The organism is Streptomyces sp. NPDC004721 (assembly GCF_053601495.1).
In genome coordinates this window covers 197,057-223,309 of the sequence record NZ_JBSGBZ010000008.1, presented here as the reverse complement: position 1 = coordinate 223,309, position 26,253 = coordinate 197,057, and the positions used below count along the sequence as shown (strand labels likewise).

The 26,253-nt window shown below is 68.2% G+C and carries 19 protein-coding genes and 4 pseudogenes; 4 read left to right on the top strand and 19 right to left on the bottom strand.

Annotated features, from left to right (window positions below; translation table 11 throughout):
- Positions 1-17: 17 nt before the first annotated feature.
- Together ACWEK3_RS10135 and ACWEK3_RS10130 are read right to left on the bottom strand one after the other, a co-directional pair.
- Complete coding sequence (locus ACWEK3_RS10135; RefSeq protein WP_453249451.1) at positions 18-1,031, bottom strand: hypothetical protein; 1,014 nt, start codon at positions 1,029-1,031, stop codon at positions 18-20.
- Positions 1,032-1,072: 41 nt separating this feature from the next.
- Positions 1,073-1,606, bottom strand: a complete 534-nt coding sequence (locus ACWEK3_RS10130; protein ID WP_453249450.1) for a hypothetical protein — start codon at positions 1,604-1,606, stop codon at positions 1,073-1,075.
- 214 nt (positions 1,607-1,820) lie between these two features.
- Here ACWEK3_RS10130 and ACWEK3_RS10125 point away from each other — a divergent pair.
- Both ACWEK3_RS10125 and ACWEK3_RS10120 read left to right on the top strand, forming a co-directional pair.
- A pseudogene (locus ACWEK3_RS10125) lies at positions 1,821-1,974 on the top strand (IS110 family transposase); the annotation flags it as partial.
- Positions 1,975-2,676: 702 nt separating this feature from the next.
- Entirely contained in the window at positions 2,677-3,741 is a 1,065-nt protein-coding gene (locus ACWEK3_RS10120) for a PP2C family protein-serine/threonine phosphatase (protein WP_450538246.1), read from the top strand.
- Positions 3,742-3,974: 233 nt separating this feature from the next.
- Here ACWEK3_RS10120 and ACWEK3_RS10115 read toward each other — a convergent pair whose 3' ends face one another.
- The 5 genes and pseudogenes from ACWEK3_RS10115 to ACWEK3_RS10095 form a co-directional block, all read right to left on the bottom strand.
- Positions 3,975-4,940 (bottom strand): NAD(P)(+) transhydrogenase (Re/Si-specific) subunit beta, encoded by a 966-nt coding sequence (locus ACWEK3_RS10115; protein WP_453249460.1) that lies wholly within the window; start codon positions 4,938-4,940, stop codon positions 3,975-3,977.
- Positions 4,941-4,956: 16 nt separating this feature from the next.
- On the bottom strand, positions 4,957-5,052 hold the full coding sequence (locus ACWEK3_RS10110; RefSeq protein ID WP_453249449.1) for a hypothetical protein: 96 nt from the start codon (positions 5,050-5,052) through the stop codon (positions 4,957-4,959).
- A pseudogene (locus tag ACWEK3_RS10105) lies at positions 5,042-5,224 on the bottom strand (FAD-binding protein); the annotation flags it as partial. The pseudogene ACWEK3_RS10105 and the gene ACWEK3_RS10110, both read right to left, overlap by 11 nt.
- A gap of 174 nt (positions 5,225-5,398) precedes the next feature.
- Entirely contained in the window at positions 5,399-8,989 is a 3,591-nt protein-coding gene (locus tag ACWEK3_RS10100) for a S8 family serine peptidase (protein ID WP_453249448.1), read from the bottom strand.
- Between the two features lie 320 nt (positions 8,990-9,309).
- Complete coding sequence (locus ACWEK3_RS10095; RefSeq protein ID WP_453249447.1) at positions 9,310-9,597, bottom strand: response regulator transcription factor; 288 nt, start codon at positions 9,595-9,597, stop codon at positions 9,310-9,312.
- 16 nt (positions 9,598-9,613) lie between these two features.
- Here ACWEK3_RS10095 and ACWEK3_RS10090 point away from each other — a divergent pair, with 16 nt between their 5' ends.
- Positions 9,614-9,862, top strand: a complete 249-nt coding sequence (locus tag ACWEK3_RS10090; RefSeq protein WP_453249462.1) for a hypothetical protein — start codon at positions 9,614-9,616, stop codon at positions 9,860-9,862.
- A gap of 85 nt (positions 9,863-9,947) precedes the next feature.
- Here the strand turns inward: ACWEK3_RS10090 and ACWEK3_RS10085 are convergent.
- The 4 genes and pseudogenes from ACWEK3_RS10085 to ACWEK3_RS10070 all read right to left on the bottom strand — a co-directional run.
- Positions 9,948-10,103 (bottom strand): annotated as a pseudogene (locus ACWEK3_RS10085) (DNA-binding response regulator); the annotation flags it as partial.
- A gap of 14 nt (positions 10,104-10,117) precedes the next feature.
- Positions 10,118-10,369: a hypothetical protein gene (locus tag ACWEK3_RS10080; RefSeq protein ID WP_450538253.1), complete on the bottom strand. Its 252-nt coding sequence runs from the start codon at positions 10,367-10,369 to the stop codon at positions 10,118-10,120.
- Positions 10,370-10,591: 222 nt separating this feature from the next.
- Positions 10,592-10,930, bottom strand: coding sequence for an alkaline phosphatase family protein (locus ACWEK3_RS10075; protein WP_450538255.1), 339 nt, complete (start codon positions 10,928-10,930; stop codon positions 10,592-10,594).
- Positions 10,931-11,463: 533 nt separating this feature from the next.
- Positions 11,464-12,108: a TetR family transcriptional regulator gene (locus ACWEK3_RS10070; RefSeq protein ID WP_453249446.1), complete on the bottom strand. Its 645-nt coding sequence runs from the start codon at positions 12,106-12,108 to the stop codon at positions 11,464-11,466.
- 157 nt (positions 12,109-12,265) lie between these two features.
- On the opposite strand from ACWEK3_RS10070, the pseudogene ACWEK3_RS10065 reads away from it, so the two are divergent.
- Positions 12,266-12,425: pseudogene (locus ACWEK3_RS10065) on the top strand (helix-turn-helix domain-containing protein); the annotation flags it as partial.
- Positions 12,426-12,605: 180 nt separating this feature from the next.
- Here the strand turns inward: ACWEK3_RS10065 and ACWEK3_RS10060 are convergent.
- The 8 genes from ACWEK3_RS10060 to ACWEK3_RS10025 all read right to left on the bottom strand — a co-directional run bounded on the left by ACWEK3_RS10060 (position 12,606) and on the right by ACWEK3_RS10025 (position 26,188).
- On the bottom strand, positions 12,606-14,930 hold the full coding sequence (locus ACWEK3_RS10060) for a discoidin domain-containing protein (protein WP_453249445.1): 2,325 nt from the start codon (positions 14,928-14,930) through the stop codon (positions 12,606-12,608).
- Positions 14,931-15,489: 559 nt separating this feature from the next.
- Positions 15,490-16,764: a molybdopterin-dependent oxidoreductase gene (locus ACWEK3_RS10055; protein ID WP_453249444.1), complete on the bottom strand. Its 1,275-nt coding sequence runs from the start codon at positions 16,762-16,764 to the stop codon at positions 15,490-15,492.
- Positions 16,765-17,414: 650 nt separating this feature from the next.
- On the bottom strand, positions 17,415-20,525 hold the full coding sequence (locus ACWEK3_RS10050) for a ThuA domain-containing protein (protein WP_453249443.1): 3,111 nt from the start codon (positions 20,523-20,525) through the stop codon (positions 17,415-17,417).
- A gap of 54 nt (positions 20,526-20,579) precedes the next feature.
- Complete coding sequence (locus ACWEK3_RS10045; protein WP_453249442.1) at positions 20,580-21,458, bottom strand: sugar phosphate isomerase/epimerase family protein; 879 nt, start codon at positions 21,456-21,458, stop codon at positions 20,580-20,582.
- A complete protein-coding gene (locus ACWEK3_RS10040) occupies positions 21,455-22,684 on the bottom strand; it encodes a substrate-binding domain-containing protein (RefSeq protein ID WP_453249441.1) in 1,230 nt (409 codons plus the stop codon). Before ACWEK3_RS10040 ends, ACWEK3_RS10045 begins: the two co-directional genes overlap by 4 nt.
- Entirely contained in the window at positions 22,681-23,700 is a 1,020-nt protein-coding gene (locus tag ACWEK3_RS10035; RefSeq protein WP_384434673.1) for an ABC transporter permease, read from the bottom strand. The genes ACWEK3_RS10040 and ACWEK3_RS10035 overlap by 4 nt, the downstream gene beginning before the upstream one ends.
- Positions 23,697-24,704, bottom strand: coding sequence for an ABC transporter permease (locus ACWEK3_RS10030; RefSeq protein WP_390876206.1), 1,008 nt, complete (start codon positions 24,702-24,704; stop codon positions 23,697-23,699). Before ACWEK3_RS10030 ends, ACWEK3_RS10035 begins: the two co-directional genes overlap by 4 nt.
- Entirely contained in the window at positions 24,701-26,188 is a 1,488-nt protein-coding gene (locus tag ACWEK3_RS10025; protein WP_453249440.1) for a sugar ABC transporter ATP-binding protein, read from the bottom strand. Before ACWEK3_RS10025 ends, ACWEK3_RS10030 begins: the two co-directional genes overlap by 4 nt.
- Between the last annotated feature and the right edge of the window lie 65 nt (positions 26,189-26,253).

The following is a 26,253-nucleotide window of genomic DNA, read 5'->3' as shown; positions in this document are numbered from 1 at the left end:
CCCGCCTCCCAGCGGCGCTACTTCGAGACGATGTTCCTCCAGAAGTTGCGCAGGCTTTCGTCGCCACCGAACAGCGAGCTGAAGATCGTGGAGTCCGCCAGCAGAACATCGCCGGCCCGGTCACCGCCCGGGGGCATCCACAAGAACATGTTGAACTCGGTATTGCCGGCTTCGGTGAACGGGTGCGGCTTGGAGGTGTCGATGGGCTGACTGGCCAGTACATGGATGACATCCGGCTCTTCCGTCGTCACGGCGTAGTGCGGCAGGTGCAGGTGGAAGTTGAACGTGGTCACCCCCTCCAGCCAGCCTTTTGTGTCCAGATCCCGGGCCACGGTCAGTGGGGCGATCTTGTTCGGTTCCCGCACCGCCGGGCGCAGCCCGTAGCGGTTCTCGACGGGGACCCCCAGCCCTTGCATCAGACCCCGGAGGTGCCTGGCGAACCGCTGCTGGCGGGGAACCAGCGGGTCGCCGTGGTGGCGATGCTCCATGTCCCGTACGGTCAGGTCGTCCGACGCTCCGACGTCGTGGTGCGGGCCCAGGACCAGGGAGGTTCCCTCCCGCGAGAGGAACTGCCGCAGCGCCTCGATCTCCTCCGGCTCGGCGTCCTGTCCCGTGACCATGTGGTCCAGTCCGAAGACGAACAACGTGTCGGTGTCCGCCAGCACCCGGTCGTCCAGCAGGGTCCGGAACCCGGCCTGATCGATGCGTTGATACACCGGCACGGTGTGCCCGGTGGTCTCCTCGACGAACGACTGGAAGGGCACCCAGGCCCAGAAGAACAGCTCCAGAGACCCCGCGATGCCCTGCTGGAACTGCAAGGGGTCGGACCACCTCGGCTCCTCGTACGCGGGCCAGGCGACCCGCCGGACCTCGGTCATCGTGGAGAACCGGTTGTCCAGCTCCGCCGGGTTCCTTCCGGCCTCGGCCGGATAACTCCACGACACGTATATGCTCACCCGCCGCCGGCCCGGCGTGTAGGGGCGGGGAACATGATTCTGGTTGTAGGTACGGGCCGTCCTGGACTCGCTCATGACGTCTCCGATCCGCAGCGGTGGGCAGGCCGCAGCCCATTTCACTGCAGCTGGTCGAGCGTCTCCGACAAGGCACTCTTGATCCGCAGCGCTTTTTTGATCTCATCTGCTGTCACGTACGGATACTCCCCATATTCAATGAAACTGGGGCAGTGGTGCTCACGCACGAACCTCACGAATGCCTCGGGATTTGTTCTCCAGTCATCGGGAAATCCCTCCAGGTTCTCAAAGGCGGTGCTCACGCCGGACTTCTTGAACAACGCAATGGCGTCTTCGGTGTACTTGTCGAAGTCCGTGTCGAAAATACCCTGGTACATGAAGCGTTTATCTTCGTCGAAGAGCACCCAGCGCAGGTAGTGCAACTTCAGCGGCGCGAGAAGATAGGGATCTTGTTCCAGCGCCCTCGCCAGGGTGTAACCGTACTCGCGGATCGCCTCCGCGCGACCGGGCTTCACATTCGCGATGATATTGAATCCGTAACACGCGGGAGTTTTCGGGAAAACGGGGCCGTACTTTCCCTGTTCGAGAAGGTCGGTCTCCTTGGGAATGACAACCGCCTGGGGCCTGATTTCCATACCCGTTCCTCCGCCGCCTAGAAAGGAACCGCCATGTCCATCGTGCCACGCAGTGCCCACTCCGACCCGCCGAGGAGCGATGGTCATGACTTGTGGACCGGCCCTCGGGGCCGCACGTGAAGGGCACACCTTCCCGAGGGATCGACTGATGGTCATCGCGTAGGCCCGTGTTCGCAGCACGGGTCGGGAAGGCACACGGTGCGACAACGGCGACGTGGGCGTCTTCCTCGGCCTGGACGTCGGCAAGACGGTCCCATCACGGCCACGGGCTGCCCCCGGCCGGCAAGAAGGTCTTCGACAAGCCCCTGCCCCACAGCGAACCGAAACTGCGGGCCGTGCTCGACAAACTGACCGCGAAATTCGGCACCGACAGACCGACCGAGGCCCAATCTCGGGCCTTTGGCCGGCCCGTCGTGCGCATCCCGGTCACCCTGATCGCGTCGCTGCTCGCCTTCCTCGTCGCAGCGATCTTGCTGGGCGCGTACGTACCGGCGATCCCCAAGGCAGGTGTTATCGGCCCTGTCCTGGGCGGGGAGTACCCCTTCCACAAGGCCCTGTTCGCCCTGATCGGCATCGCCTTGGCAGTGCCGGCCCGACGCAGCGGGTTGGTGCGCCGGTGCCCGGCCGTCACCGTGGTCACGGCACTGTCGGCCATCGCCGCACTCGTCATCGCAGGCGTGCAGTTCGCCGCCGCGCAGAAAAAGGGCACGGGACGTCTTCTCCGCTTCGGTCGCCGCCGCGGCCTCCCACAGCCGGTACGTGCCTCGGTGATACAGCCGACAGGCACGAGCCCTCCGGGGTCACTGAGCGTAGAAAACTCCATGATCACCGCAGCTCGCGCCTGCTCAACTTCCGGAGTCCGTCCCCATCAACGGCACACACCTACTGCCGGACCCTGATATTCGTGTCGTCCGAAGGACTCCCTACGTCTGGGGATTGTCCCGGGCCGGAGCGGCGGTGGGTTCGTGGGGCCGGCGTTGTGTCCGGCCGACCCGATACTCACATACGCTGCCTATGTGAACTATTTCGGTCGATTCTGGCGTCGTTCCTGCGGCCTCCAGGAGGACCTGGTGCTCCTTGCGCCCCTGGCGCTGACCGCCATCATCACCGTGCTGGCCTTTGTCACTCCGAGTAACCTCCACTTCAGCCGCTTTCTCTCACTCGCCCCCGCTTTCGCTGCCTCGGTGTGGCCAGTGGTCGGAACGGTGGCCATCGGCGTGCTCGCCGCGGCCCTCAACGTAGTGATCGCCGTGACCATCGGCTATCCGAGTGAGGAGCACACATACCTGATCACCCTCGCAGTGATCGCCGGCGCCACCGCCGCGGCCGCCTACGCCAGCCATGTGCGCCAACAGCGGGAGAAGACCCTCGCCGATGTCCGCTCCGTCGCCGAGACGACCCAGAAAGTCCTGCTGCGACCCATGCCGCACCGCCTCGGCCGGTTGGACACCGAGGCCCTGTACCTGGCCGCCGCGGCCCAGGCCCGCGTCGGCGGCGACTTCTACGAAGCACTGGCGACAGCCCACGGCGTCCGCCTGATCATCGGAGACGTGCGCGGCAAGGGCCTCCCCGCGGTCGGCGCGGCATCAGCGATCGTCAGCTGCTTCCGGGAAGCCGCGTACGACGAGCCGGACCTGGCACGGCTGGCACGCCGACTGGACAGGCGCATGAGCCGCTACACCGCACTACTGCCCGACGACCAGATGGAGTACTTCGCGACGGCCCTGCTCGCCGAGATCCCCGACGACGGATCGACCGTCGAAATCGTCAACTGCGGACACCCCCCTCCGCTGCTGTTCCGCGCGGGAGCGGTCCGCGAGGTCACCCCCACAGCGCCCTCACCGCCCGTCAACATGGGTGCACTGCTCGGGGAGGACTACCGCATCGACACCGTCCCCTTCGCCGCCGAGGACCAACTGCTGCTCTACACCGACGGCGTCACCGAGACCCGCGACCACACCGGCGCACTCTTCCCGCTGGTGAAGCACGCGGGCCAGTGGGACGCAGACTCCCCGTCCCGGCTGCTCGAGCAGTTGCACAGGGACCTGGTCCACTACAGCCGCGGCCGTCTCGACGACGACATCGCAGCCATCGCCGTCCGTGCGACGGCCACCACGGCCTCGGCCGGTGCATGAAACGGGCCGGGCGGTCGTCCACGCCTCCCGGCTGCCACTACACCCTGGCCCCTCACCGGCCCACCCGTCCGGTCCTACTGCCTGCCCTGGGCCATGGAAGCGCCGGGCCGGGCCACGATCGCCTGCAGTCATACCCCAAGCCCTGGGCCTCGCCGATCTTACGAATGACCAGATCAGACCCACATCAATAGATAGGACGTGCCATGACTCAGACAGGCCTGTCCCGGGGCGGTTCAGAGCACTTTGAGGATGTCTCCGACGCGCCGCTTGGCGTCGCCGAGGAGCATCTGGGTGTTGGCTTTGAAGAAGAGGGGGTTCTGTAGGCCGGCGTCCCCGGTGGCCATGGACCGTTTGAAGGCGATGACGTCCTTGGCCTCCCAGACCTGAAGGACGGGCATACCGGCGATCGGCGACCCCGGCTGATCGATGGCGGCCGGGTTGACGGTGTCGTTGGCGCCGATGACGAGGACCACGTCGGTGTCGCGACAGTCGTCGTTGATCTCGTCCATCTCCTGAACGATGTCGTACGGCACCTTTGCCTCCGCGAGGAGGACGTTCATGTGCCCCGGAAGACGGCCGGCGACGGGGTGGATGCCGAACCGGACGTCGACGCCCCTGGCCCGGAGGATTTTGGTGAGCTCGGCGACGGCGTGCTGCGCCTGCGCGGTGGCCATGCCGTACCCCGGTGTGATGATGACCGCGGATGCGTCCGCCAGGAGCTTGGCCGCATCGTCAGCGGTGATCTCGCGGTGCTCGCCGTAGTCGCCCTCGACCGCGGTGGAGCCGGCCTCGACGCCGAAGCCACCGGCGATGACGGAGAGAAATGACCGGTTCATCGCCGTGCACATGATGTAGCCCAGGTAGGCACCGGAGGAGCCGACGAGGGCACCGGTGATGATGAGCAGGTCGTTGCCCAGGAGAAAGCCGGCCGCTGCGGCGGCCCACCCGGAGTAGCTGTTGAGCATCGACACGACGGGCATGTCGCCACCACCGATGGACATCACCAGGTGCCAGCCGAGGAAGAGTGCCTGGCTCCGGGACGCAGGCGACTGACGTAGCGCCCGCCGACGACGGACCCCCACCGCGGCGACCATGGGGGCGAGCATGAGGACCCTTGCCAGCTTGACGACGACGGCCACGGTCAGCGCACCGGCACCGGCCGCACTCGCCGCTCCGACGGCCTGTCCCACGTCATGGATCGGTCTGCCAAGGCCCTTACTCGCGTGGCAGATCGCGCCACGGCACCTCGGTCCGCACCCGCCACCGCACACCGTTCACCAGCCGCCGCCGACCCGGCGAACGGCGACTCACACCCGCCGCAGGCAGCAACGACTCCAGTACAGACCACTGCGTGCGGGTACCAGCCCGCGTCCACCGCCGCACGCGAGGCGCCCACGGCGGCACCCATGGAGTCAGCCAGAGCCTCGGTGATCGCGAAGTTCTCCGCACCATTGACACCACGGCCACCGGAGACCACCGGTGCCCCTACGGACGGTCCGCAGCAACGGAGCTGGGTGTCGTCCCAGGCATCGTCGAACCGACGGGCTGAATCGGACGAGCGGCGCCGCCTCCCGGATCCCACGGGAGACGGCGCCGTCCTGTCATGCGAGGTTGCGCCGCGCGCGGCTCACCCCATGGCTCCAGTGGCCGGAGCGCGTCACTTCACGCCGACCGCCCGGATGATCTCCTGGGTGACCTGGCCGCCCCGGTCGTCGCGGGCGGATGCGCGCAGCGAGATGAAATGCGCGTCGGCGGGCACCTTCAGGGTGCCGCGCCAGGCGGCCTGGTTCTTGTCGCGGTCCAGGCCGACGGATGTCCAGGTCTGGCCGTCGTCGTAGGAGACCTGGAGGGTGCCGTCGGCGATGGTCCCGGTGTCCGGCGCGCCCTTGACGTACTCGGAGTAGATCCCGACGGGCAGGCGCTGCCCGGCGCGGACGTCGCCCGCGAGGTCGGTGTCGACGTCGAAGCCGAGGTTGAGCAGCGGCAGGAACGTCCACCGGTCGGCGGGCGTCTCGGCGGACTTGAAGGTCCACTCGGCGTGGCCCTTCGTGGACAGCTTCCAGCGCGCGGGGTCGAGCGCGGTGTCGGTGACGACCTTGTAGGTGCGCTCGGCCGGGTCGGCGTTGCGCACGTACCCGGCTGAGCCGGTGCGCCGGTCGACGCGCGCCCCGTCGACGTAGACCTCGGTGGTCTGCCGGACGGACGTGTCGTTCCACACGTCGCCGAAACCGGTGTGGTCGGGTCCGGAGTCCCCCCAGCCTGGGGTGTTGAACTGGAGGTCGTTCCCGGCCCGCTGCTGGCCCCACCCGAGCCCGGTGCCGAGCCAGGGGTGCCAGACCGGCTTGAACCAGTCGACCTCACTGCGCGTGCCGCCTCGGTAGGTGACCAGACCGCTGCGCTCCTCGATGGCGCGGGGCACGGTGATCACGGACTCGTGCCACTGCTGGCCGGGGCCGGTGGAGACGTAGGCGGTACGCTCGGCCGGGTAGTCGATGCGCTCCAGGAAGCCGAAGCCGTAACGGAAGCTGTCGGTGATGGAGAAGCGGAACTCACCGCCCTGAGCGGGCTTCACCGCGTGGTACTTGTCGTCCAGCCGGGCGAGTTCGCTCTTCTTCGGGGTGTACGTCAGGTTGCCCGGGATGGCGTCGGGATGGCCGTCGGACAGGTCGTAGACGTAGGGCGTGTTGCGGGTGCTCGTGAGTTTGACGCGCTCGCCGGACTTGGCCGCGGCCAGCAGCCGGGCGCCGTCCGCGGCGTTGACCGTGGCGATGAGCAGCGACCGGTCGGTGCGGTCGGCGTTGCCGAACCAGGCCATCAGCCGGCCCGGCTTGTCGTCGGTCACGAACAGGGCCCTGGCGCCCGCGTCCTGGGCCGCCTGAGCCAACTCGATGGGCGAGATCGCGCCGGTGGCGCGGACGACGACGGCCTTGCCGCGCACGTCCTTGCCCGTGTAGTCGGCCGGTGCCCCGCTGCCGGCGTCGACGACGGACACGGTGCTGCGGCCGTCGGTGAGGGCGCTACCGGACTGGACGGTGGCATCGTCCAGCGGCCTGCCGCCCGCCTCGACCTCCAGGAGCGGCTTGCCGAGCCGCCACACCGTGCGGTACTCGAAGGTGCCGTCGGTGACCTTGTCGGTGGGGGCGGCGAAGATGCTGTCGTAGGTCAGGGGCACCTGGACCGCGCCGAACAGGTCGGCGCCGTTCACCTTGCGGCTGTACTCCATGAGCAGCTGCCGGGTCTCGGTGCGCTGGTCGACCTTGGCGCTGATCTCCTTCAGCTGCCGCCCGTCCAGGGTGACCTCGCGATCCTGGTCGAGGGTGATCTGGGGGGCGGCGAGGAAGCCGAGGCCGAGCGAGTCGGCGCCGTGGCTGCCGCGCACGTCGAGGAAGGACGTCAGGCTGTACGTGCCCGGCTTCAGCCGCAGCTTCAGGGTGCCGGAGTCGCCGACATATGCCGGGAACGGGTCGCTGCCCTTGGCGAGTTGCTGCAGCGTGACGCGTGCGGCGGTCGCGGCGCCGTCGCGGTCCTTGAGGTGGACGGTGAGCGTGTACCGCTCGTTCTCCTTCACCAGGCCGAAGGCGGTGTGCGCGACGGGGGCACCGTCGGCGCTCGCCACGATCTGTCCGCTGGTGTTGCCGACGGCGGCCTTCGCGCCGTCACCGGTCACCGTGGTGGACGCGGTGCCGTGCGCGGGCACGGTCAGCGACGTGTCGGCGAGCGAGACGACCCCGTCGGGAGCGCCCTGCGCGGCCAGGCTCAGCTCGACCGGCTGGTCCGAGGAGTTGGAGTAGGTGAGCGTCTTGGTCACCGGCTTGTTGTCCGCGTAGGGCCAGCTGTAGAAGCCCAGGTCGGCGCTGCCGGTCGCGGTGATCTGCGCGTTGATCGCGGCAGGCACGGAGACCCGGCCCGCGCCCAGTGCGTACGCGGACGCGCCGAGTTGCTTCGAGGTCGACATCAGCGCGTCCTTGAGCTGCGCGCCGGTCCAGTCGGGGTGCTTCTGGGCGAGCAGCGTGGCGACGCCCGCGACATGCGGCGTCGCCATCGACGTACCGCTCTTCGAGGTGTAGTAGCCGCTGCCGCTGATCAGCTGGGAGCGGGCGGCGAGGATGCTCACGCCGGGCGCGGACACGTCGGGCTTGAGGGCGTTGTCGCCGGTGCGGGGGCCCTGGCTGGTGAAGGACGCGGCCCGGTCGGCGGAGTCGACGGCGCCGACGGTGAGCGCGGAGTCGGCGGTGCCGGGCGAGCCGATCGTGCCGGGGGCGCCGGAGTTTCCGGCGGCGATGACGAAGAGGGCGCCGGTCTCCTTGGAGAGCGTGTTCACGGCCTGCGCCATCGGGTCGGTGCCGTCGCTGCCCTCCGATGAGCCGAGGCTCATCGAGACAACCTTGGCGTGCACGTCCCGCGCGGCCCACTCCATCCCCGCGATGATCTGCGACTCGCTGCCAAAGCCCTGGTCGCTGAGGACCTTGCCGACGGCGAGGGTGGCGTCGGGCGCGACACCCTTCTCCTTGCCGTCCGACGCGGCGCCGGTACCGCCGACAGTGGAGGTGACATGGGTGCCGTGTCCGTTGCGGTCGGGGACCTCCTGCCCCTCGATGAAGCTCTTCGACTGGGAGATGCGTCCCGCGAGATCCGGGTGCCCGGCGTCGACGCCGGTGTCCAGCACGGTGACCGTCACGCCCTTGCCGGTGAGTCCGGACTCCCAGGCCTGGGGCGTGCCGATCTGCGCGTTGGACTCGGCCATGTCGCCCTTGACACGCCCGTCGAGCCAGATCTTCTCGATGCCGTCGGCGAAGCGCGCGCCGCCCGAAGACGCCGCGTGGGCGGCGGGCTTGGCTGCCTGCGGGGCCACGGACCGCCAGAACTCGCGCTCCTGGCCGGCGCGTACCGCGAAGCCGCCGACGCTGGGCAGGGACCGCACCTTCTCGGCGCCCGGCGGCACACTCGGCGCCGTCCGCGCGCTCCTGCCGTAGGTGACGATCAACGGCAGCCCGTCCGTCGCGCCTTCGTCTCCGTCGGCGAAGCCCTGGCGTATCAGCTCGGTCACGTCGAAGAGCCGCGCGTCGAGGGTGCCGGCGCTCAGATAGGGCAGCGCCTCGTCCGGAATAACGGTGATGCGGCCGTTCGTCGTCTGGGTGCGGACGGCTCCGGTGGCGCCCTTCGGGCGGTCCACGCTGACTGTCTTCCTGCCCTGGCCGAGGTCGGTGACGGTGACCTTGTCGCCGGTGACCAGGGTGATCCGGGTCATGATGACCTGGCTGGCTGAGGCTGCGGGCGGCACCAGGCCTGTGGATTGCTCCGATGCCCCGGCTGTACCTGTCAGGCCGGGCAGCGCGGCGACAGCGGCCAGTACCACCCCCGTTGCCGCAAGTCGTGTGTACCGGGTCGTTCTTGGGTTGTCCACGTGCTCCCCTTAACTCCTTGTGCGGGCTGGAGCCGACGCGTCTGTTGCCCTTGTGGGGCGGGAAAGGCGGTCGGTTGTGCTGCTTTCAAGTGCGAGCGATGGGGCAGCACTGGGACGGCGGGCCGCGCGCTGTGTTGATGCGGCGGCCATGGGCCGTCGGTATGTCAGGCATGTGAACCTCGTTGGGCTGTGGTGTCCGGAAACTCGGGCCGGTCGAAAGGGTTGGGCAGGTCTGCCGGAGTCGGTCGTGTGATCGGCAACGTGGGGTCGGGCAGCGGTTCGCCGATCGGGCCACGGTCCAGTGCCGCGACCACGGCGCCGGTGCAGCTGTCCACCCCGGGCTTGCCGAAGACATGGACCAGATGGGTTTTCACCGTTGCCTCGCTGATACACAGCGCGCGTGACACCTGACGGTTCGACAGTCCCTTGGCGAGGTGGTGGAGAATCTCCACCTCGCGCGGGGTCAGCGTGGGTCGCGGTGCCCGTGCGCGGGCGCTGGGCAGCCGGACCGGTTACCGGCTCAAGGACGCGCCGGTCGAGGAACTGATCTCCGCGGTACACACCGTCGCGATCGGCGAGACAGTGCCCGCTCCGCCCGTCGCCACTCGCACCTACCTCGACGGCGGCAAGGACCTCGGCATCGCTCCTGTAGGCGGTGAGGATCAGCAGCTTGCCGCCGCCTTCTCCGCTGCCCGTCGCATCGGTGGCGGCGCCTGACACCTCGCTGGTACCGACGCACGCCCACGCGCAGGTCCATGAGGACCACGTCGACCCCGGTCGGCCCGGCGACCGTCCGCAGTGCCTTGGCACCCTCCGCCGCCTCACCGACCACCGCAACACCAGGCGCATCCTCAAGCAGAGCGCGCAAGCCACGGCGCACCACCGCTTGGTCGTCGACGACCAGCACGCGCACCTGCGCCACGGAGAGCGGTTCGTCCGGGATCCGCGACTCGTGCATGGTGTGCGGTCCGGTCATGACGCCCCTCCGAGCGGCATCGCCAGGCTGGCGGCGACCGCGGTTCCCTCGCCGACCGCGGACTCGACGGTGAGCTCCACGGAGCCCGGACCGGCGGCGGTCGTGGGCGTGATCGCGACCGATGCTGCGGCACCGGCGTCGGCCGGACCGGCCAGGGCGGGCGAGGCGGTGACGACAACGACCGTGCTCAGTAAGGTGGCGAGCAGCCGGCCCAGCGGCCGGACACGTATGCGGCGCACGGGGGTCATCTAAGGGTCCTCCAAGAGCCGGAACCGGCGGCCTTCGCCGGTGCCGGCCAGGTTCGGGTGGCGTCCGGTCGGGACGCGCGGCGCGATGAGAGAGCACCGGGAGTTTTCCACGGCGCTGCGATGGCTTCCATGGGATGCCGACGACGGACAGCCGACATGACGGCCATCCGTCAAGTGCCGCACCATGCGGCACGACACCTCGATGCCTGACCGGAGGAGCAATCAGTCTCCTTGCGTACCCGGCGTGGTCTCGTAGCGGAGCCACTGCGTGGGCTTGGCCTGGTTGGCGTAGTCCGCGAAGCTGTGCCCGTGGGTCACCAGCTGGTTGGGGAGGTTGTCGGTGTCGACGGACGACGGCGCGGGATAGTCGTTGGTCTTGACAATGTCCGAGGCGGACAACAGGGCGTAGTAGTTGGGCAGGCTCGGGTGCGTAATACCGTACGAGTTGGTGAATGACACACCCTGGGCTTCCAGGGACTTGATGTACGGCACCTGGTCCTGGGGCTTGGTGGACGGGTTGTTGAGGATGTCGTCGTAACCCTTGTTCTCCATCATCACCATGACCACATGGTCCGGCCGCGGTACACCGGCAGCCGCAGCGGTGGATCTGGTGGTCGCGGCGGAGCTGGTGGCGGTGGTATCGGCGGCAGCCGACGAGACAGTCCCGCTGAGGGCTGTCACCGCCAGGACGTCCGAGGCCACCAGGCCACCAGGCCACCAGCGCGTTGACGCGTTATCCGCATCTGAACGTTTCCTCTGCTTCGAGTTCCGAAGTGATTTCGGGTTGAGCAACGGGATGCGTCCCGTAGGACCCCGCCCGCGCCGAACCCGGTCGTACCGAGTGGCAGGGCGCGTCCGCCAACGACATGAGGAGCCCCCCACCTGCGAGTTGCAGGTACGTCACCAACAGCGCGAAGCAGGTGAACATAGATCAAACTAAGCGAGAGAGTGGAGGCGGCGGTACCAGTTGCTCGTCCGGTTCATCCCGCAAGGAACTCGAAGTCCAGATGCTGTTCTGAGCTCGGATCACGCGGCGGGCTGGAGGCTGCGGATCCGTAGAAGCTGCCGCAAGCCTGAGCCGGGCCCGCATTTCATTACGGCTCCGCCGGCGCGGACAGCAGCGCCGCCGACAGGCTCTCGCCGATGAACACCCCGTAACTCTCAGGGCTCCAGCCCCGGCGCAGCACCAGCAGCTCGTAGAGTTCGGGCGCGCTGTACGCGAAAAGGATGTCCCGGGCGTATTCGACGGTCAGGCCGGCGCGCAGGTGATGGTGGTCGGCGAGGAACCGGGCATTGACCTCCATCCGGGCCAGCCGACTGTCATCGAGTTCCACCCGGAGCCGGGCCATCTCGGGTTCGGTCGCGGCAGCCGCGCGCATCAGCAGGAGGACAGGTGCGGTTGCGGGCATGACCTCGGTGATGAAGCCGCCCCACGCCCGGACGATCGCGTGCGGGTCGGCCGCATTCTCACGCATGGCGTCCGAACGCTCCTGAGCGTGCACCGAGCCCCGGCCGGCCAGCCCCCGCTCCCACAGGGCCCGCACCAAAGCGGCCTTGCCGCCGAAGGCCTTGTAGACGGTTTCGGTCGACACCCCGGCCGCGGCCGCCACGGCGGAGACCGTCGTCGCGCCGTAACCGCGCTCCTCGAAGAGCCGCCCGGCTGCATCGAGCACCGCCGCCCGATTGCGCTCGGCCTGCTCGCGGCGCCGACTGGAGTCATAGCTTCGTGCCGCCACCACTTTTCGATCCAAACCTTTGAATCAATACAGCTACCTGTATCAGAATAGCGAAGGAAGTAGATCACGGACAACTGCTCGACCCGGGGGAACGCCCCCGAAGCGACGGTCGACCAGCTGCTGGCCGCCATCAACACTCATAACCTCGACGCCCTGGCCGACCCTTGATTCACCGTCCGACCGTTACCTGTCAGTTCGCCGAGCGCGGGGAGATCGCGGTGCTGAGGACGAAAGGGTGCAGGGTGCGGGACATCGCCCGCCGCCTGAGCCGCTCTCCGTCGACGGTCTCGCGGGAGCTACGGCGCAACGTGGTGCCGCGTTCGTCGGCACCCAGGCCTGCCACCTCACGCATGCCATCGGCCAGAGCGCAGGCCCGCACGGTGCTCTGACAGGACGGTGCCGTCGGCGGTCCCGTGATCCCGTCGCACGTACACGGGACCGCCCCTGCACGAGGCGGTCCCGAGCCCCGCTCCGTACGCCGCACCCAGACCCGGAAGCACCTACGCGGGGTCGGGCTCCGGGCTCATGGATCGAACCTCCAGGCGCCACAGCGAGTAGCCGTAGTTGGATGTCCGCTTGATGCCTTGCATCCGCACGTACCGGGCAGTCACCGGGTCGAGGGTGAGATCGTCCACGCGGGCGCCGGTCGGCTTGTCCCGAACCGAAGCCACCGTCTTCCAGTCAGCGGCGTCGTCGGATACCTGAATGTCGTAGTCACGGCCGGAGGCCGTCTCCCAGTCGAACAGGACACGCCGGACGGTCTGCGGGGAACCGAGGTCGACCTGGATCCATTCACCGTCGCGGTAGGCGCTGGCCCACCGGGTCGTGCCGTCGCCATCGGTGGCGTTCTCCGGTCCCAGACTCGGCACTTCGGATGAGGACGCCGTCGTCGGCCGGTGCAGCGCCAGGTCGGGGACCTCGAAGACACGCATGCTCCACAGGGCGTACCCGTTCTGCTTGTTGTCCGCATGCGTGCCGACGAGCCGTACCTGCCGTGCCGTGACCGGCTCGAACGTGAGAGTGTCCACTCCCGCGGCTTCACGGCCGGTACGGCTCGCGACGGTGGTCCAGTTCTCACCGTCCCGTGACACCTGTACTTCGTAGTCCCGCCCGTATGCGGGCGCCCAGTCCAACTCGACCTTGCTGATCGCGACCGGCTTGCCGAGGTTGACCCGCAGCCATGCCTCATCTCCCGGACCGCTGGCCCATTGGGTGGTGCGCACCCCGTCGAAGGCCGCGGCCGCCGTCCCGGCGGAAGCGGTCGCCTCCTTGCCCAGGCTCACCTCTCCCGACGCCGACGCGGCGAGTGTCGTGGCGACCTTCGTCAGCCCGGTGCCCACGCCGAGCTTGCGGACCGTGTCGAGGAAGGCGCTGTACGGCACGCCGGCCTTGGCCCCGCTCCACATCTTCTGCGCCAGCGTGCCGAAGGTGGGCTCGACCAGCCCGTGCACGTCCAACTCGGTGTAGGTGGCTTCGGTCAGGTCGTTCCACACCGCCGACATGGCGCCGAGAAGGTGAGGGTCGCCGGGGGCCACGCTCTGGTCGCCGGGGAAGACATGCGGCTCCCACTGGTCATAGAGGTACTTCCCGTCCAACCCGCGACCGTGGTAGTAGCCCGCGAACGGGACGATGTACAGCAGGGCATCATTGGTGTTGATGAAGGAATATCCGTCCCGCTTCATGGCCTGCGGTCCGTACCAGCCGTTGTTCCAGCTGTTCAGTGTCAGGTCGCGGTCGTAGCCGTCGGCGTTGGCCGCCATGACGGACAGGCTGCCCCAGGCCCGCGGGTGCTTGCCGAGCGCGCGGATGTGGGCGGCCATCTCGTTGAAGTAGTCCTTGTAGCGGGGCTTGTCCACGGTGTACTCGTCGGCGCCGAAGTGTACGTCGGGGCTGCGGAACCAGGGTGTGAACTCGTCGAACACCGACTTCATGAACGCGGTGGTCTCCGGCTTGGACAGATCGAGGTGGTCGGAGTCGCCGTTGTTGAGGCCGAGCGACGGGCGGAACTTGATGAACGCCAGCGAGTGGGCGGGCGCGTCGATCTCGGGGATGATCGTGACGCCGTTCGTGGCCGCCGTGTCCTCGAAGGAATCCCAGTCTGCGCGGTCATAGGCCCCGTCCTTGGACGCCAGCGCGGTCAGCTCGGGATTGTCGGTCTTGAGCCGGAAGCCGGCCTGGACCTCGCTCCAGGAGGGCTTGTCGCCCTTGAACCCGTTGTCGTTGAGGTGCAACTGCAGCTGATTGAGTTTGAACCAGCCCATCACCCGCAGGTAGTCCCGGATGTAGTCGGCGGTGAAGAACCGCCGCCCGACGTCCAGCATGAACCCGCGGACCTTGTAGTTGGGCCAGTCCACGGCCGTACCCACGGGGACGGAGTCGCGACCGTCGTCGAGCAGCAGGATCTGCAGGAGGCTGCGGGTGCCGTAATAGACACCCTTGGAGGTCGGCGCGGCGATCGTCACGTTGCGATCGGTGACCGTGAAGGTGTAGCCCTCCTCGGCGTACCGGGCGCCACCCGCCGCGTCGGCGAGGGAGGGATCGATCGTCAGGACGATGTCGCCGTCCTGTGGGATCCGGGGGGACACGTCCAGCTTGTGCCCCGTCACCTGTGCGATGTCGGTGGCCAGTTGCGCGCCCTGGCCGTCGAGTTCGTCGACCTGCTTCTTGGCCAGCACGATCCGGCTGTGCTTACGCAGTTCGAACGAGCCCGTTCCGCCCTCCCACTGCTGAAGAGCGGGCACCACGGCGGGCCGCGGGTTGAGATCGGTCTTCGCCGGGCCGGGTCCGGGTGCGGCCACCGCGGACGGCACTGCCAGGAGGAACACGGATATCCCGAGCGCCACCCCTCTGATCAGTCGAGCTGCATGTCCATTCATGCGCACTCCAACCTACTTTCGAGCGGGATTGAACAACATATACCCGAGGTTCGCCATGAGGTATAGACCACTGCACTGTCGGCATGGGGATGGGCAGCCTTGACGGCGGCGAGGCCCACGTCCAGGCCGATGACGGCTCTTTCGGCTTGATCAGCCCGTCGGCGAGGCGCAGTGGGGCCCGCAGTCCGGCACCCGGTTGAACCACTGCAGGTCGGCCTCGGGCAGCCCGCGCACCGTGCCCCCGCCTCGGCGCCGCAGCGAGCGACCACGCTGCCATTCGCGTGGATGGAGACTGCGTGCGCACCAGGTGCCTTCCAGGCGATCCTGTACGAGCCGTCGTCGCCGACCGTGACCATGGCTTCGGTGAAAGGATGCGCTGCGCGGGGATGGTCTGACCGAGGAGCAGACCTCGCGGCTACTGGTCATCGCCCGGGACCACTACCAGCCGGCCGTGTACCGGCCGCAGGCCTACGCCCGGCCGGGAGTGAACTGCCCGAGGCGATGGTGGTCAGATCACGGTAACCGGGTGACGTACCACTGCGTCGAACAGAAAGCCCTGCGTGTTGGCCACGGCGGTGTCCGGCTGGGTGCGGCCGTCCGTGTCAGTGGCGCGGGCCAGGAGGTGAGTGTCGCCGACTGTGTCGGGCTTCCAGGTGAGGGACCAGCGGGTCCAGGTGCCGGCACGGGGCCGGTCGTGGAGGCGGGCGGGCCGCCAGCTCGCCCCGCCGTCCGTGCTGACATCAACGTGCGCGATGGCCCCCGCGCCCGACCACGACCGGCCGTGCAGCACCTGCCCCTTCCCCACCGTGAACCTCGCCCCGCTCGCAAGCTCAAAAGCACTCCTGACCACCTGCCGGCTCAGCGGCGCGCTGCCCTCCTCCGGGTATGCGGGGCCGAACAGGCGGTAGAAGATGGTGTTCCAGGGCGAGTAGAGCGGCTGCGTGGACACCTCGATGTCGCCGACCCACTTGATCGACGCGATCCCCACCCACCACGGCACCAGCATCCGCACCGGATACCCGTGGTCGTACGGAAGCCGCTCGCCGTTCATCTCGTACGCCAGCAGCACATCGTCCAGCGCCTTGGCCAGCGGCAGCGGACGGCGTACCCGCCCGAGGTTCTCGCCGCCGCTGAAGAACTCGGCGTCCAGACCGCGGGGCTGCACATCCACGGCGTACGACGACAGCCCGGCCTTGCGCAGGACGTCGGCCAGGCGCACCCCGCGCCAGCGCGCGACGCCGATCGCCCCCAGCGTCCACGGGGTGCCTGTGACCGTCTCGCCCTGCTGCGTCGTGAAGTAGCTGCGGCCGTTTCCGGCGCACTCGACGAACGCTGTACGGGTCACGGCGGGCAGGGCGCGCAGATCGTCGTACCCGAACTCCACCGGGCTGTCCTCACGGGGCGCGCCACGCAGCCCGCTGCCCCACAACCTCAGCCGCCAGTGGGCGGCGTCCAGGACAGGGGTGGCGGTGTGGTTGCGCACGAAGAACAGTTCGTTGGGGGTGTGGTGGCCGGTCCCGCGCAGCGCCTCCCAGCGGGTCTCGGCGTTGGTGTCGCGCCGGATGAACCACTCGGGCGGCAGCGGCTTGACAATCGTGGGATCGGCGGCGTGGGCGAGGTACGGCGGGGGGAGCGCGGCCCCGGCGACGGTCGCGGCGAGCAGGGTCAGCAGCCGGCGGCGGGTGACCCCGTCCGCCCTGGCCTCCCCTGAGAGCCACTGGCTCAGCCTGCGGCGGTCGTACGCGGATTCGTCGTGGCGGGTGGCGGAGAAGGGTGAAGGCATGACATTTCCTCGTCGTTGAGACAGCAGACAGACATGGGAGAGGACAGTGCAAGCCGGCGCACTGGGCGGCGCGCCAGAGGCTCCAGCGGCGGCAATGGCGGGATGCGGCACGCGGCGAGAGAAGACGTCAACGGGATGATCCAGCCACTCGGTTGGACCCGTATGCGGCAGACCGCGGCCGGAGGGGCGTTGGTGTATCCGGCGGTGCGCTTGTCGTAGATCAGGGTCGGTATGCCGTGCCTCGCGCAGTCTTCCGCACTGCCCAGCAATCTGCCTGCCTGGTCGGACCTGCCCCGTCGGCCATCACCAGGCCCGGGCTCCGGCTGCCCGCCGATGTGGTGCGCTACGGCGCGTAGCACGGGCCGGCCAGTGGGAGGCGGCGGCGCCGGCACGCCATTCCTCGGGGAGTGGGCGTCAGACGCGGTCGGCGACTTCCAGGTTTTGCAGGTCGAAGACCGGAGACTCTCTGCGGATCCAGGACAGCCGGGTGAAGTTGTGGCTCGGCGGGGGACAGGAGACCTCTGCCCGGTGGTATCAGCTCAAGCTGCGTGCCTTGCTCGCACAAGGAGCGCAGGACACCGGCAAGGTGGCCGATGAGCTCGATCAGGCCCTTGCCGGTGCGCTGCGTCACGTGAGCTCCGGGCCGACAGCTACGAACTGCTGAACTGAATCGCATCCACGTCGAACGAGTTGTTCTGCGGCGACGTGAAGCGCAGATACAGCCGATGGGTCCCTTGCAGCGCCTGCACCGCGACCGGCGCCGTGGACTGGTAGTTGTCCCAGCCTCCGGTGTTCGGCACCGGTGTCGTCGCCAGCAGCGGCCCGTCAGGGGCGTCAGCGCGCAGCTCGATCGCGCCGACCCCGTAGGGGGAGGACAGTGTGTAGCTGACCTGGTTCACTCCCTCGACGGACATCGGTTCGAAGGCGATCCAGTCACCGTTGCTGATGTCCCCGATCCTCTTGCCGTTCTCGGCCCCGGACTGGGAGACGATCCTGGTTCCGGACTGGGCGTTGTAGTACTCCGCCTGCTTGTGCTTCGGCTGAAGCACCGCCCGCCCGTATCCGGTCAGCGCGCTGACGCCGTCGCCTCCGCGGTCCGTGTACTTGGCGTTGAGGACATACGTCAGATTCGCCCCCTCTGGATGGCCGCCCAGATCGCCGGTGTCGATTGTTCCCTCGCAGCCGGGAATGTCCGTCGTAGGGTGCTCGTGGTCGTCATGACCGAGGGCAGGATTGATGGTGACCCTGGAGCAGTCGATGGTGCCGTCCTCCGGGTCTGTGACCGTGATCTTGTACGGGACCTTGTCGCCGAAGTTGATCATCTTGCCGTTGACCGGGATGTCGATGGTGACCTTTGGCGCCGTGTTGCCTGCAGTGATCGGGATATTGGCAAAGGCCTCCTTACCCGAGGAGTCGGTGACCTTCAGCTGGGCCGTGAAGTTGCCTTTGCTCTGATAGGTGTGGCTCGGATTGGCCTCGCTCGAGTCCCAGGTGCCATTCCCGTCGAAGTCCCAGGCGTACGTCAGGGAATCGCCATCCGGGTCATAGGTCCCGTCGCTGGAGAAGTCCACCTTCAGCGGCACCGGTCCGTTGGTCGCCGAGGCCTTGGCCTTGACCACCGGGATGCGTTGGCCCTGCGCGTAGTCGATCCGGTACAGGCCCGAGTCGTTGTTGCCGCCGCCGAAGGCGCTGCCCCACTCCAGGACGTACAGCGAGCCGTCGGGGCCGAAGGTCATGTCCATCGGCTTGTTGAACTTCACCGAGGACAGGAAGTCGTTGATCTTCAGCAGCTTCTCGTCCTTGTCGAAGCGGATCTCCTTCACATAGTCGCGGGACCACTCGTAGAAGAAGCTCGCGCCCTCGAAATAGGCAGGGAACTTCGTCTTCGACTTGTTCTTCGGGTCGTAGTGGTAGACGGGGCCGCTCATGGGGGCGGAGCCGCCGCTCCTCATCTCGGGAAACGTCGGAGAGGTACCGTAGCCGTACCAGATCTCCGGCATCTGGACCTTGGGGAGCTCCGTCAACCCCGTGTTGTTCGGCGAGGTGTTCACCGGCTTGTCGCAGTCGAACTTGGGCCCGATCTCGCCGGTGTCCGGGTTGAAGGGGGCGTACGGCTGGTTGTCGCCGTGGCAGAACGGCCAACCGTAGTTGCCGGGCTGTTTGATGACGTTGTACTCGACCAGGCCCTCGGGCCCGCGGTCGGTGGTCGGCAGGCCGCGGTCCGGCCCGTAGTCGGACACGTGCACGTAGCCGGTCTTCGGATCGACAGTGAAGCGGAACGGGTTGCGGAAGCCCATCGCGTAGATCTCCGGACGGGTCTTCTGCCTGCCCTTCTCGAAGAGATTGCCCTTCGGGATGACATAGCCGCCGGAGTCGGTCGGCTTGATGCGGAGGATCTTGCCGCGCAGGTCGTTCGTGTTGCCCGCGGTCCTGGCCGCGTCCAGCATCTGCTTGCCCTTGCGCCAGTCGATCGGCGCGTAGCCCTGCCAGTTGGGGTCGAGATTGGGCGGGACGTCGTCGCCGGTGCTCAGATACAGGGTGCGGTTCGGGCCGAACTCGACGGCGCCGCCCGTGTGGCCGGGCTCGGGGAAGGTTCGGTCGCGGTACGCCGGGACGTCCAGCAGCTTCTTCTCGCTCGCCGGGTCGAGTGTGTTGCCCTTGACGGTGAAGCGGGAGAGCCGGTTGACGTCCTCCGCGCTGCCGGCCGGCGAGTAGTAGAGATAGATCCAGTGGTTGTCCTTGAAGGCCGGGTCGAGCTCCATGCCGACCAGGCCGTCCTCGCCACCGGTGTAGACGTCGAGCTTGCCCGCGGTGGTGGTGGAGTGCGAGGCCGGGTCGTAGATCTTCACCTCGCCGGACCGTTGGATGTAGAAGACCCGGCCGTCCGCGGCCACGTCGAGCTCCATGGGATCGGCAGTGTTGTCGTCCAAGGTGACCTTCTCGTAGCCGCCCCAGACCGTGCCGCCGCAGTCTCCGGGCTCAGCGCCCGCCGCCCACTTCACACCACCGATGACGTGGTCACGGAACCCCGGTTCGCTGTAGGAGGCTCTGTCGTGGCCCATGGCGGTGGCCCACACCTTGCCGCCCTCGGCTTTGCGGCACCAGGAGATGGGGTGGTCGTAGCCCATGGCGGAGCCGCCCGGGTTGTACGTCGTCTCGTCCGCCGTGACCAGGACGTGGACATCGCCGCGAGGGTTGGCGTCGAAGTTGTACCACTCCTCCGGTCGCTCCCAGCGCTCCGGCAGGGACTTGGTCGACGGGTGAACGCGGTCGGCCACCTTGGCTGTGCCCTTCAGCACGCCCGGCGAGTGGGCGGGCATATGGGCGCCGCCGTTGATGACATCGTCCCACCAGGGGAACTCATCCTCGATGCCCATGTCGAGGGTGTTGTGGATGGCGACGACACCGCCGCCGCGGTGCACGTAGTTCTGCATGGCCTCACGCTGGGCTGCGGTGTCCCAGACCATGCCGGAGTTCTGCAGCATGATGATGACGTCGAAGCCCGCCAACTGGTCGTCGGCGAAGACGGAGGAGTCCGCGGTCTGGACGACCTCGAAGTTGTGCTTCGCCGCCTCTTCCTTCACCATCGCGATGCCTGCGGGGATGGAGTCGTGGACGTAGCCGACGGCTTTGGTGAACAGCAGCGCCCGAAAAGCGGGCGCCTTCTCGGCCGCAGAGGCCGGTAGGACGGTGAGCGCGAGCAGCAGCGCGATCAGTAACGCGAGCACGGCGTTGCGTTTGCCGTGAGCATGACATCTCATGGCTGTTCCTCTCCTTGTGGCGTGCGGTGTTGCGGGGTGTTGTGGGGTCTGCGGTCAGGCGGCGTCGGCCGCCGCCAGTGCTCGGCGCAGGAACGCCAGGCCCTCGGTGGCGATCGCGTCCTGGGTGAGGGCGAGCGAGCGCCAGACGGAGGCGGCGACGGCGATGGTGGCGTTGTGGGCGGTGAAGGACTCGATGCACAGCGCACCCCCGTAGCCGGTCTCGTGCAGCGCGGTGAGGAAGCCGGGCCAGTCCAGATGGTCGGCACCCGGGGTGCCCCGGTCGTTGGCGCACACCTGGACATGCACGATGCGGCCCGCGGCCTCACGCACTGCGGCCGGCAGTGAGGGTTCCTCGATGTTCTGGTGGTAGGTGTCGAGGGCGATGCCGATGACCTGCTCGGGCAGGCCCTCCAGGGCCTCGAGCGTCTGGCCCACCGTGTTGAGCAGGCTGGTCTCGTAACGGTTGAGCGGCTCGACCGCGATCCGCACGCCCGCCGCCGCGGCGTGTTCGACGACCAGGGCCAGGTGCTCCCGCCACTCCTCGTACGCTGCCGACCGCCCGGCGCGGTCCATCCGCCAGGTACGGCCCACGGCGGAGTAGACGGGGCCGGCCACGACGGGTGAGCCGAGCGCGTGCGCCGCGTCCACGCACTGGCGGAGATAGTCCTGGGTGCTATGGATCGCTGCCGCTTCCGCCCGCACGAGATCGCGCTCCGGCGGCATCACGGCGATGACGGCGGCGGGGCGCAGCCCGGCGGAATCGAGGAGCTTGGCGACACCTGCCGGCCGCCAGTCACCGGGATGTTCCAGGGGCAGCTCCGCGCAGTCGAACCCCCAGTCGGCCAGCCGTGGCAGAACCTCCGCCAGGGCCTTCTCCTTGACCGGCGAGTGCCAGATCCAGGGATTGGCGCCCAGTGCCGGGGAGAAGCTCATCCCTTACCTCCCCAGTCCTTCGGGAAGCCTGGCAGGTTCTTGCAGCCGCACATCGCGTAGTGCAGGGGTGGCATGCCGGGCTGGAGGTAGTCGTCGAGGTTGCTCTGAGTGACCGTCGGCTGGGGGAGCTTCCACTCCTTGGGCACCTGCTGGCCGTTCAGGATACGCAGGGCGGCGATCACTGGGGTGCGCCACTGGAAGGTCGGGTACGTCGGGGCGATTGCGGTGAGCTTCTTGTCCTTCCATGCCTGCAGGAAGTCCTGCTGGTCCTCGCCCGTGATCGGCGGAACGTCCTGACCCGCGTCCTCGAAGGCCTCGACGGCGGCGACCGAGGTGGCGCCGGAGTCCATCCACACGCCGTCGATGGAGCCGTGCCGTGAGATGGCGTCGGACACGATCGACTTGGTCTTGGAGGGGTCGCCGTCGGTGAACTTCACCTCCACCACGTCCAGGCCGGCCTTGTCGAAGGCGATCTTCGCGGCGGACCAGCGGGTTTCGAGCACGTCCACGCCGGGCGAGATCCTGAGCGCGACGATCTTGCCCCTGGGCTTGACCTTTTCCACCAGGAAGTCGGCCGCGGCCGCGCCGTAGGCATATCCGCCGACCGGGTTGATGAAGGTCACCGCACAATCGGTCTCGACACCGCGGTCGAAGACAATGACCGGGATCTTGCTGCAGGCCTCCTTCACCGCGGTGGTGAGGGTGGCTGTGGTGTTCGGGGAGACGAGCAGTGCGTCGCAGCCCTTGCCGGTGAGTTCCTGGATATCGGAGATCTGCTTGTCGTCCTTGCCCTGCGCGTCCAGGACGGTGAAGTCGGTGATTTCCTTGTGGAGTTCGACTTCGGCCTTCATGTTCTTCAAGCCGACCTGGCGCCATGGGTTGAAGACACCTGCGTTGGAGAAGCAGAGGTGGATGCCGCCCGAGCCCTTCTTCTTGTACTGGGTGGTGTCGGTCATCTCCGGCTCGAGCATCTGCTCCCAGGGCTTGTCCGCCGGGCCTTCGGGGGTGGCCTTGGAGAGGGCGATCTGACGGTCGTAGTCGGCCTGGTCGAAAAACTTCGACTGCTTGTCGTCGTCCGCGTGCTTGGGGGCGGACGAGCCGGGCCCGATGCCCGGAGACTCCGTAGGCGTGTCGGTCGAACAGGAGACGAGCAGCACGGTGCCCACAAGGGCTGCGGCAGGGCCGGCCAGTGTCCTTCTGAGACGTATCCAGGTCGTGCGGTTCATGAGCTTCCCCCTCCTAAGTGGTGTGAGCGACGGCGGCGAAGCCAGGCCAACGGGGATGAACCAGCGGCTCCCAGTCCGACGGCGGCGATGACGACGAATCCCTGGACAGTGGACTCAAGGGCGCCGGAGACGCCGTTGAGGTTGAGCAGTGCGAAGAGCGCCTGAAGGGAGAAGGCACCGGCCATGGCGGCGACGACGGAGCCGCGGCCGCCGCCGAGGACCACCCCGCCGAGCACGACGGCAGTGATGGCCTCGAACTCGTAGCCGCGGCCGGCCTGCGCCGAGACCCCGGAGAAGCCCGCGACGAGGATGCCGGCCAGGGCGGCCGCGGCGCCGGACAGGACAAAGGCGAGGATGCGGACGCGGGCGACGCGCACGCCCGCGAGCGCCGCAGCGCGTTCGCTGTCGCCGGAGGCGATGAGGGTGTGGCCGAAGTCGGAGCGCATCAGCCAGACCGCGCCCGCGCCCGCGGCGAGGCAGGCGAGCACCGCCCAGGGCAGCCAGCCACCGGCGGTGCCGCGGCCGAACTCGCGGAAGCTCTGCGGCAGTGAGCCATGCGGGGAGCCGCCGGTCCCGAAGAAGACCGCGCCCTCGAGAATGAGCATCATGCCGAGGGTGGTGATGAACGAGGGGACGCGCAGGGCCGTCGTGATCAGCCCGTTGACCAGTCCTACCACCGCACCGGCGAGCAGCAGTCCGCCAGTCACCAGCAGCCAAGGGGCGCCGGGGTGCGAGCTGTAGAACTCGGCGGCGGCGACAACGCCCGCAGTGACGATGGCGCCGACCGAGAGGTCGAACTCGCCACAGACGATGACCAGATACTGACCGGCGGCGAGGATCAGCAGGGGCGCGGCACGCTTGACGAACGCGAGGAAACGGTCGGGCTCGTAGAAGTTCGGATCGGAGACGGCCAGGCTGGCCAGAAGCAGGATCAGCAGGGCGTAGACGGGGGCGCCGGTGCCGAGGGAGGCGATGAAACGCCTGCCCGCAGCGCGCGGGGCTGCGGCCGTGGTCATGCGGGCTGCCTCCTGGTGCTGCGACGGGCATACAGGGCGACGGCGGCGATGATGACGACGCCCCGGACGACGTTCTTGAAGAAGGGGTCGACGGAGAGCTCGTTGAAGAGGCTGTCCAGGACGGACAGGAAGAGGACGCCGCCGAGGGTGCCCGTGACCCCGCCGCGACCGCCGGCGAGCGCGGTGCCACCGAGCACGACAGCGGCGATGGACTCGAGGTCGTAGCGGGCCTCGGTGCCGGCCCAGGGGGCGCCGGCGCCAAGCCGGGAGGCCAGGAACAGGGCCGCGGCGCCGACGCAGAGCGAGCACAGGACATGCGCGGCAACGATGGTGCGGCGGGTGCGTATCCCCGATGACCGGGCGGCGTGCTCGTCACCGCCGGTGGCATACATGTGGTGGCCGAGCCGAGTGCGCTTGGTGATCAGCCAGACTGCCGCGGCCACCGCGGTGAGGAGAAAGAGCGACACGGGGACGGGGCCGATCCGGTCGTAGCCGAGGTGCTGGAAGGAGGCGGGGACCTTACCTGTCGGCCCGGTGTAGTTGTCCTCGATGTAGCCGCGCAGGATGAAGCCAACGCCGAGGGTGGCGATGAAGGCGTTGACCTTCAGACCGGTCACGATCAGGCCGTTGGCGAGGCCGACTCCGGCGCAAAGCGCCAGCACGGCGAGGATCGCGGCGAGGACGCTGCCGTTCTCCATCGTCTCGGCGGCGACGAGCGTGCCGATGCTGATCAGATACGCGACAGACAGATCGAGCGAGCCGGTGAGAATCACCGCGGACTGGCCTACGGCAACAAGACCGAGGGCCACGCCGTTCTGCAGGATGCCGGTGATGGTGGCGCGGGTGAGGAAGTCCCCGCCGCTCGCGGTGACGATGATCCAGCTGAGCACGGTGAGGGCGGCGGCAGCGAGCCAGACGCCGACGACGGGATCGTTCAGCTTGATCGGGCCCGCATGGGGCAGCCGCCGGGGTAACGGGGCGGTTTCGGCCTTCACCGCGGTCATGCGGCACTCTCCTCACCGGCCGCGGCGGTGTGGTCGCTCGTCGCCAGGCGCATGATCTCCTCTTCCGACGCTCCTGCGGCAAGTTCGCCCGTCAGGGTGCCCTCGGCCATGACGAGGATCCGGTCGCTCATTCCGATCAGCTCCGGCAGCTCGGAGGAGACGATGAGCACCGCCATTCCCTCGCGGGAGAGTTCGCGTACGAGCGTGTGGATCGCGGCCTTGGCGCCGACGTCGACGCCGCGCGTGGGCTCGTCGAAGATCAGTACCTGGGGACGAGCGGCGAGCCATTTGGCGATGACGAGTTTTTGTTGGTTGCCGCCGGAGAGGTACTGGGCCTCCTGGTCCTCGTCCCGGGCGCGCAGCCGGACCCGTTCGAGCAGCCGGCTGACTTCGCGCAATCCGTGCCCGGGCACGGCGCGGGTGACGAGCAGGGCGTTGTCGCGCACGGACTGGCGCAGGGACAGACCCTCAGCCTTGCGGTCCTCGGTGACAAGGGCGAGACCGCCGAGGATGGCCTCGCGCGGACTCGTGGGGCGAAGCGGCCGGCCGCCCACGGTCATCCGGCCGTTGGTGAACGGCGCGGCGCCGAAGAGAGCCCGGGCCAGAGAGGTGCGGCCGGACCCCTGCAGCCCGGCGATGCCGACGACCTCGCCGGCGCGCAGGGTCAGATCGATCCCGTGTAATCGGTCGTTGCTGCCGCTGGTGACGGTGAGGCGGGGATCGCCGAGCTCCTCGGGGCGGGCACGCGGTGGGTAGTACGAGCCGAGCTCGCGGCCGACCATGGCGCGGACGACGTCGTCGGCGTTGGTCTCGTCGGTGTTCAGCGTGGCGACCTTGCGCCCGTCCTTGAGGACCGTGATGCGCCGTGACAAGTCGAAGACCTCGCGCAGCCGGTGCGAGATGTAGAGGATGCCGATGCCGCGCTCGGAGAGGCGGTGGACCAGCCCGTACAACAGCTCGACCTCGTGATCGGCGAGCGGCGCTGTCGGCTCGTCCATCACCAGGACCCGGACCTCGGAGGCGGCCAGCGCCTTGACGATCTCGACTGTCTGCTGGCGGGCCACCGACAGGTCCTTCACCAGCATGCGCGGGCCGATCCCGGTCTCGTCCAGCTCGGCCAGTAGTTCCGCGGTACGCCGCTCCATGACGCGGCGGTCGACGAAGCCGCGGCGCACCGGTTCGCGGCCCAAGAAAACGTTCTCGGCGACGGTGCGGTGCGGCAGCAGCGCGAACTCCTGGTGGACCAGCCCGATCCCGGCGGCCTGGGCCTGGGCCGGGTGGCTGAAGGAGCGCTCGGCGCCGTCGAGGACGATGGTGCCCTCGTCAGGGATGTACTCCCCCGCCAGGATCTTCATCAGGGTGGACTTGCCCGCGCCGTTCTCACCCACGAGTGCGTGGACTTCGCCGGGTTCGAGGTCGAGGGAGACCTCGTGCAGCACCCGGACTCCGAGAAAGCTCTTCGATACGCGACGCATCGTCAGCATGTTTGGCAATGTCTCTGCCATGCTTTGTCTTGTCAAGAGTCAAAGTTGCAGTAAATCAAGAGAGT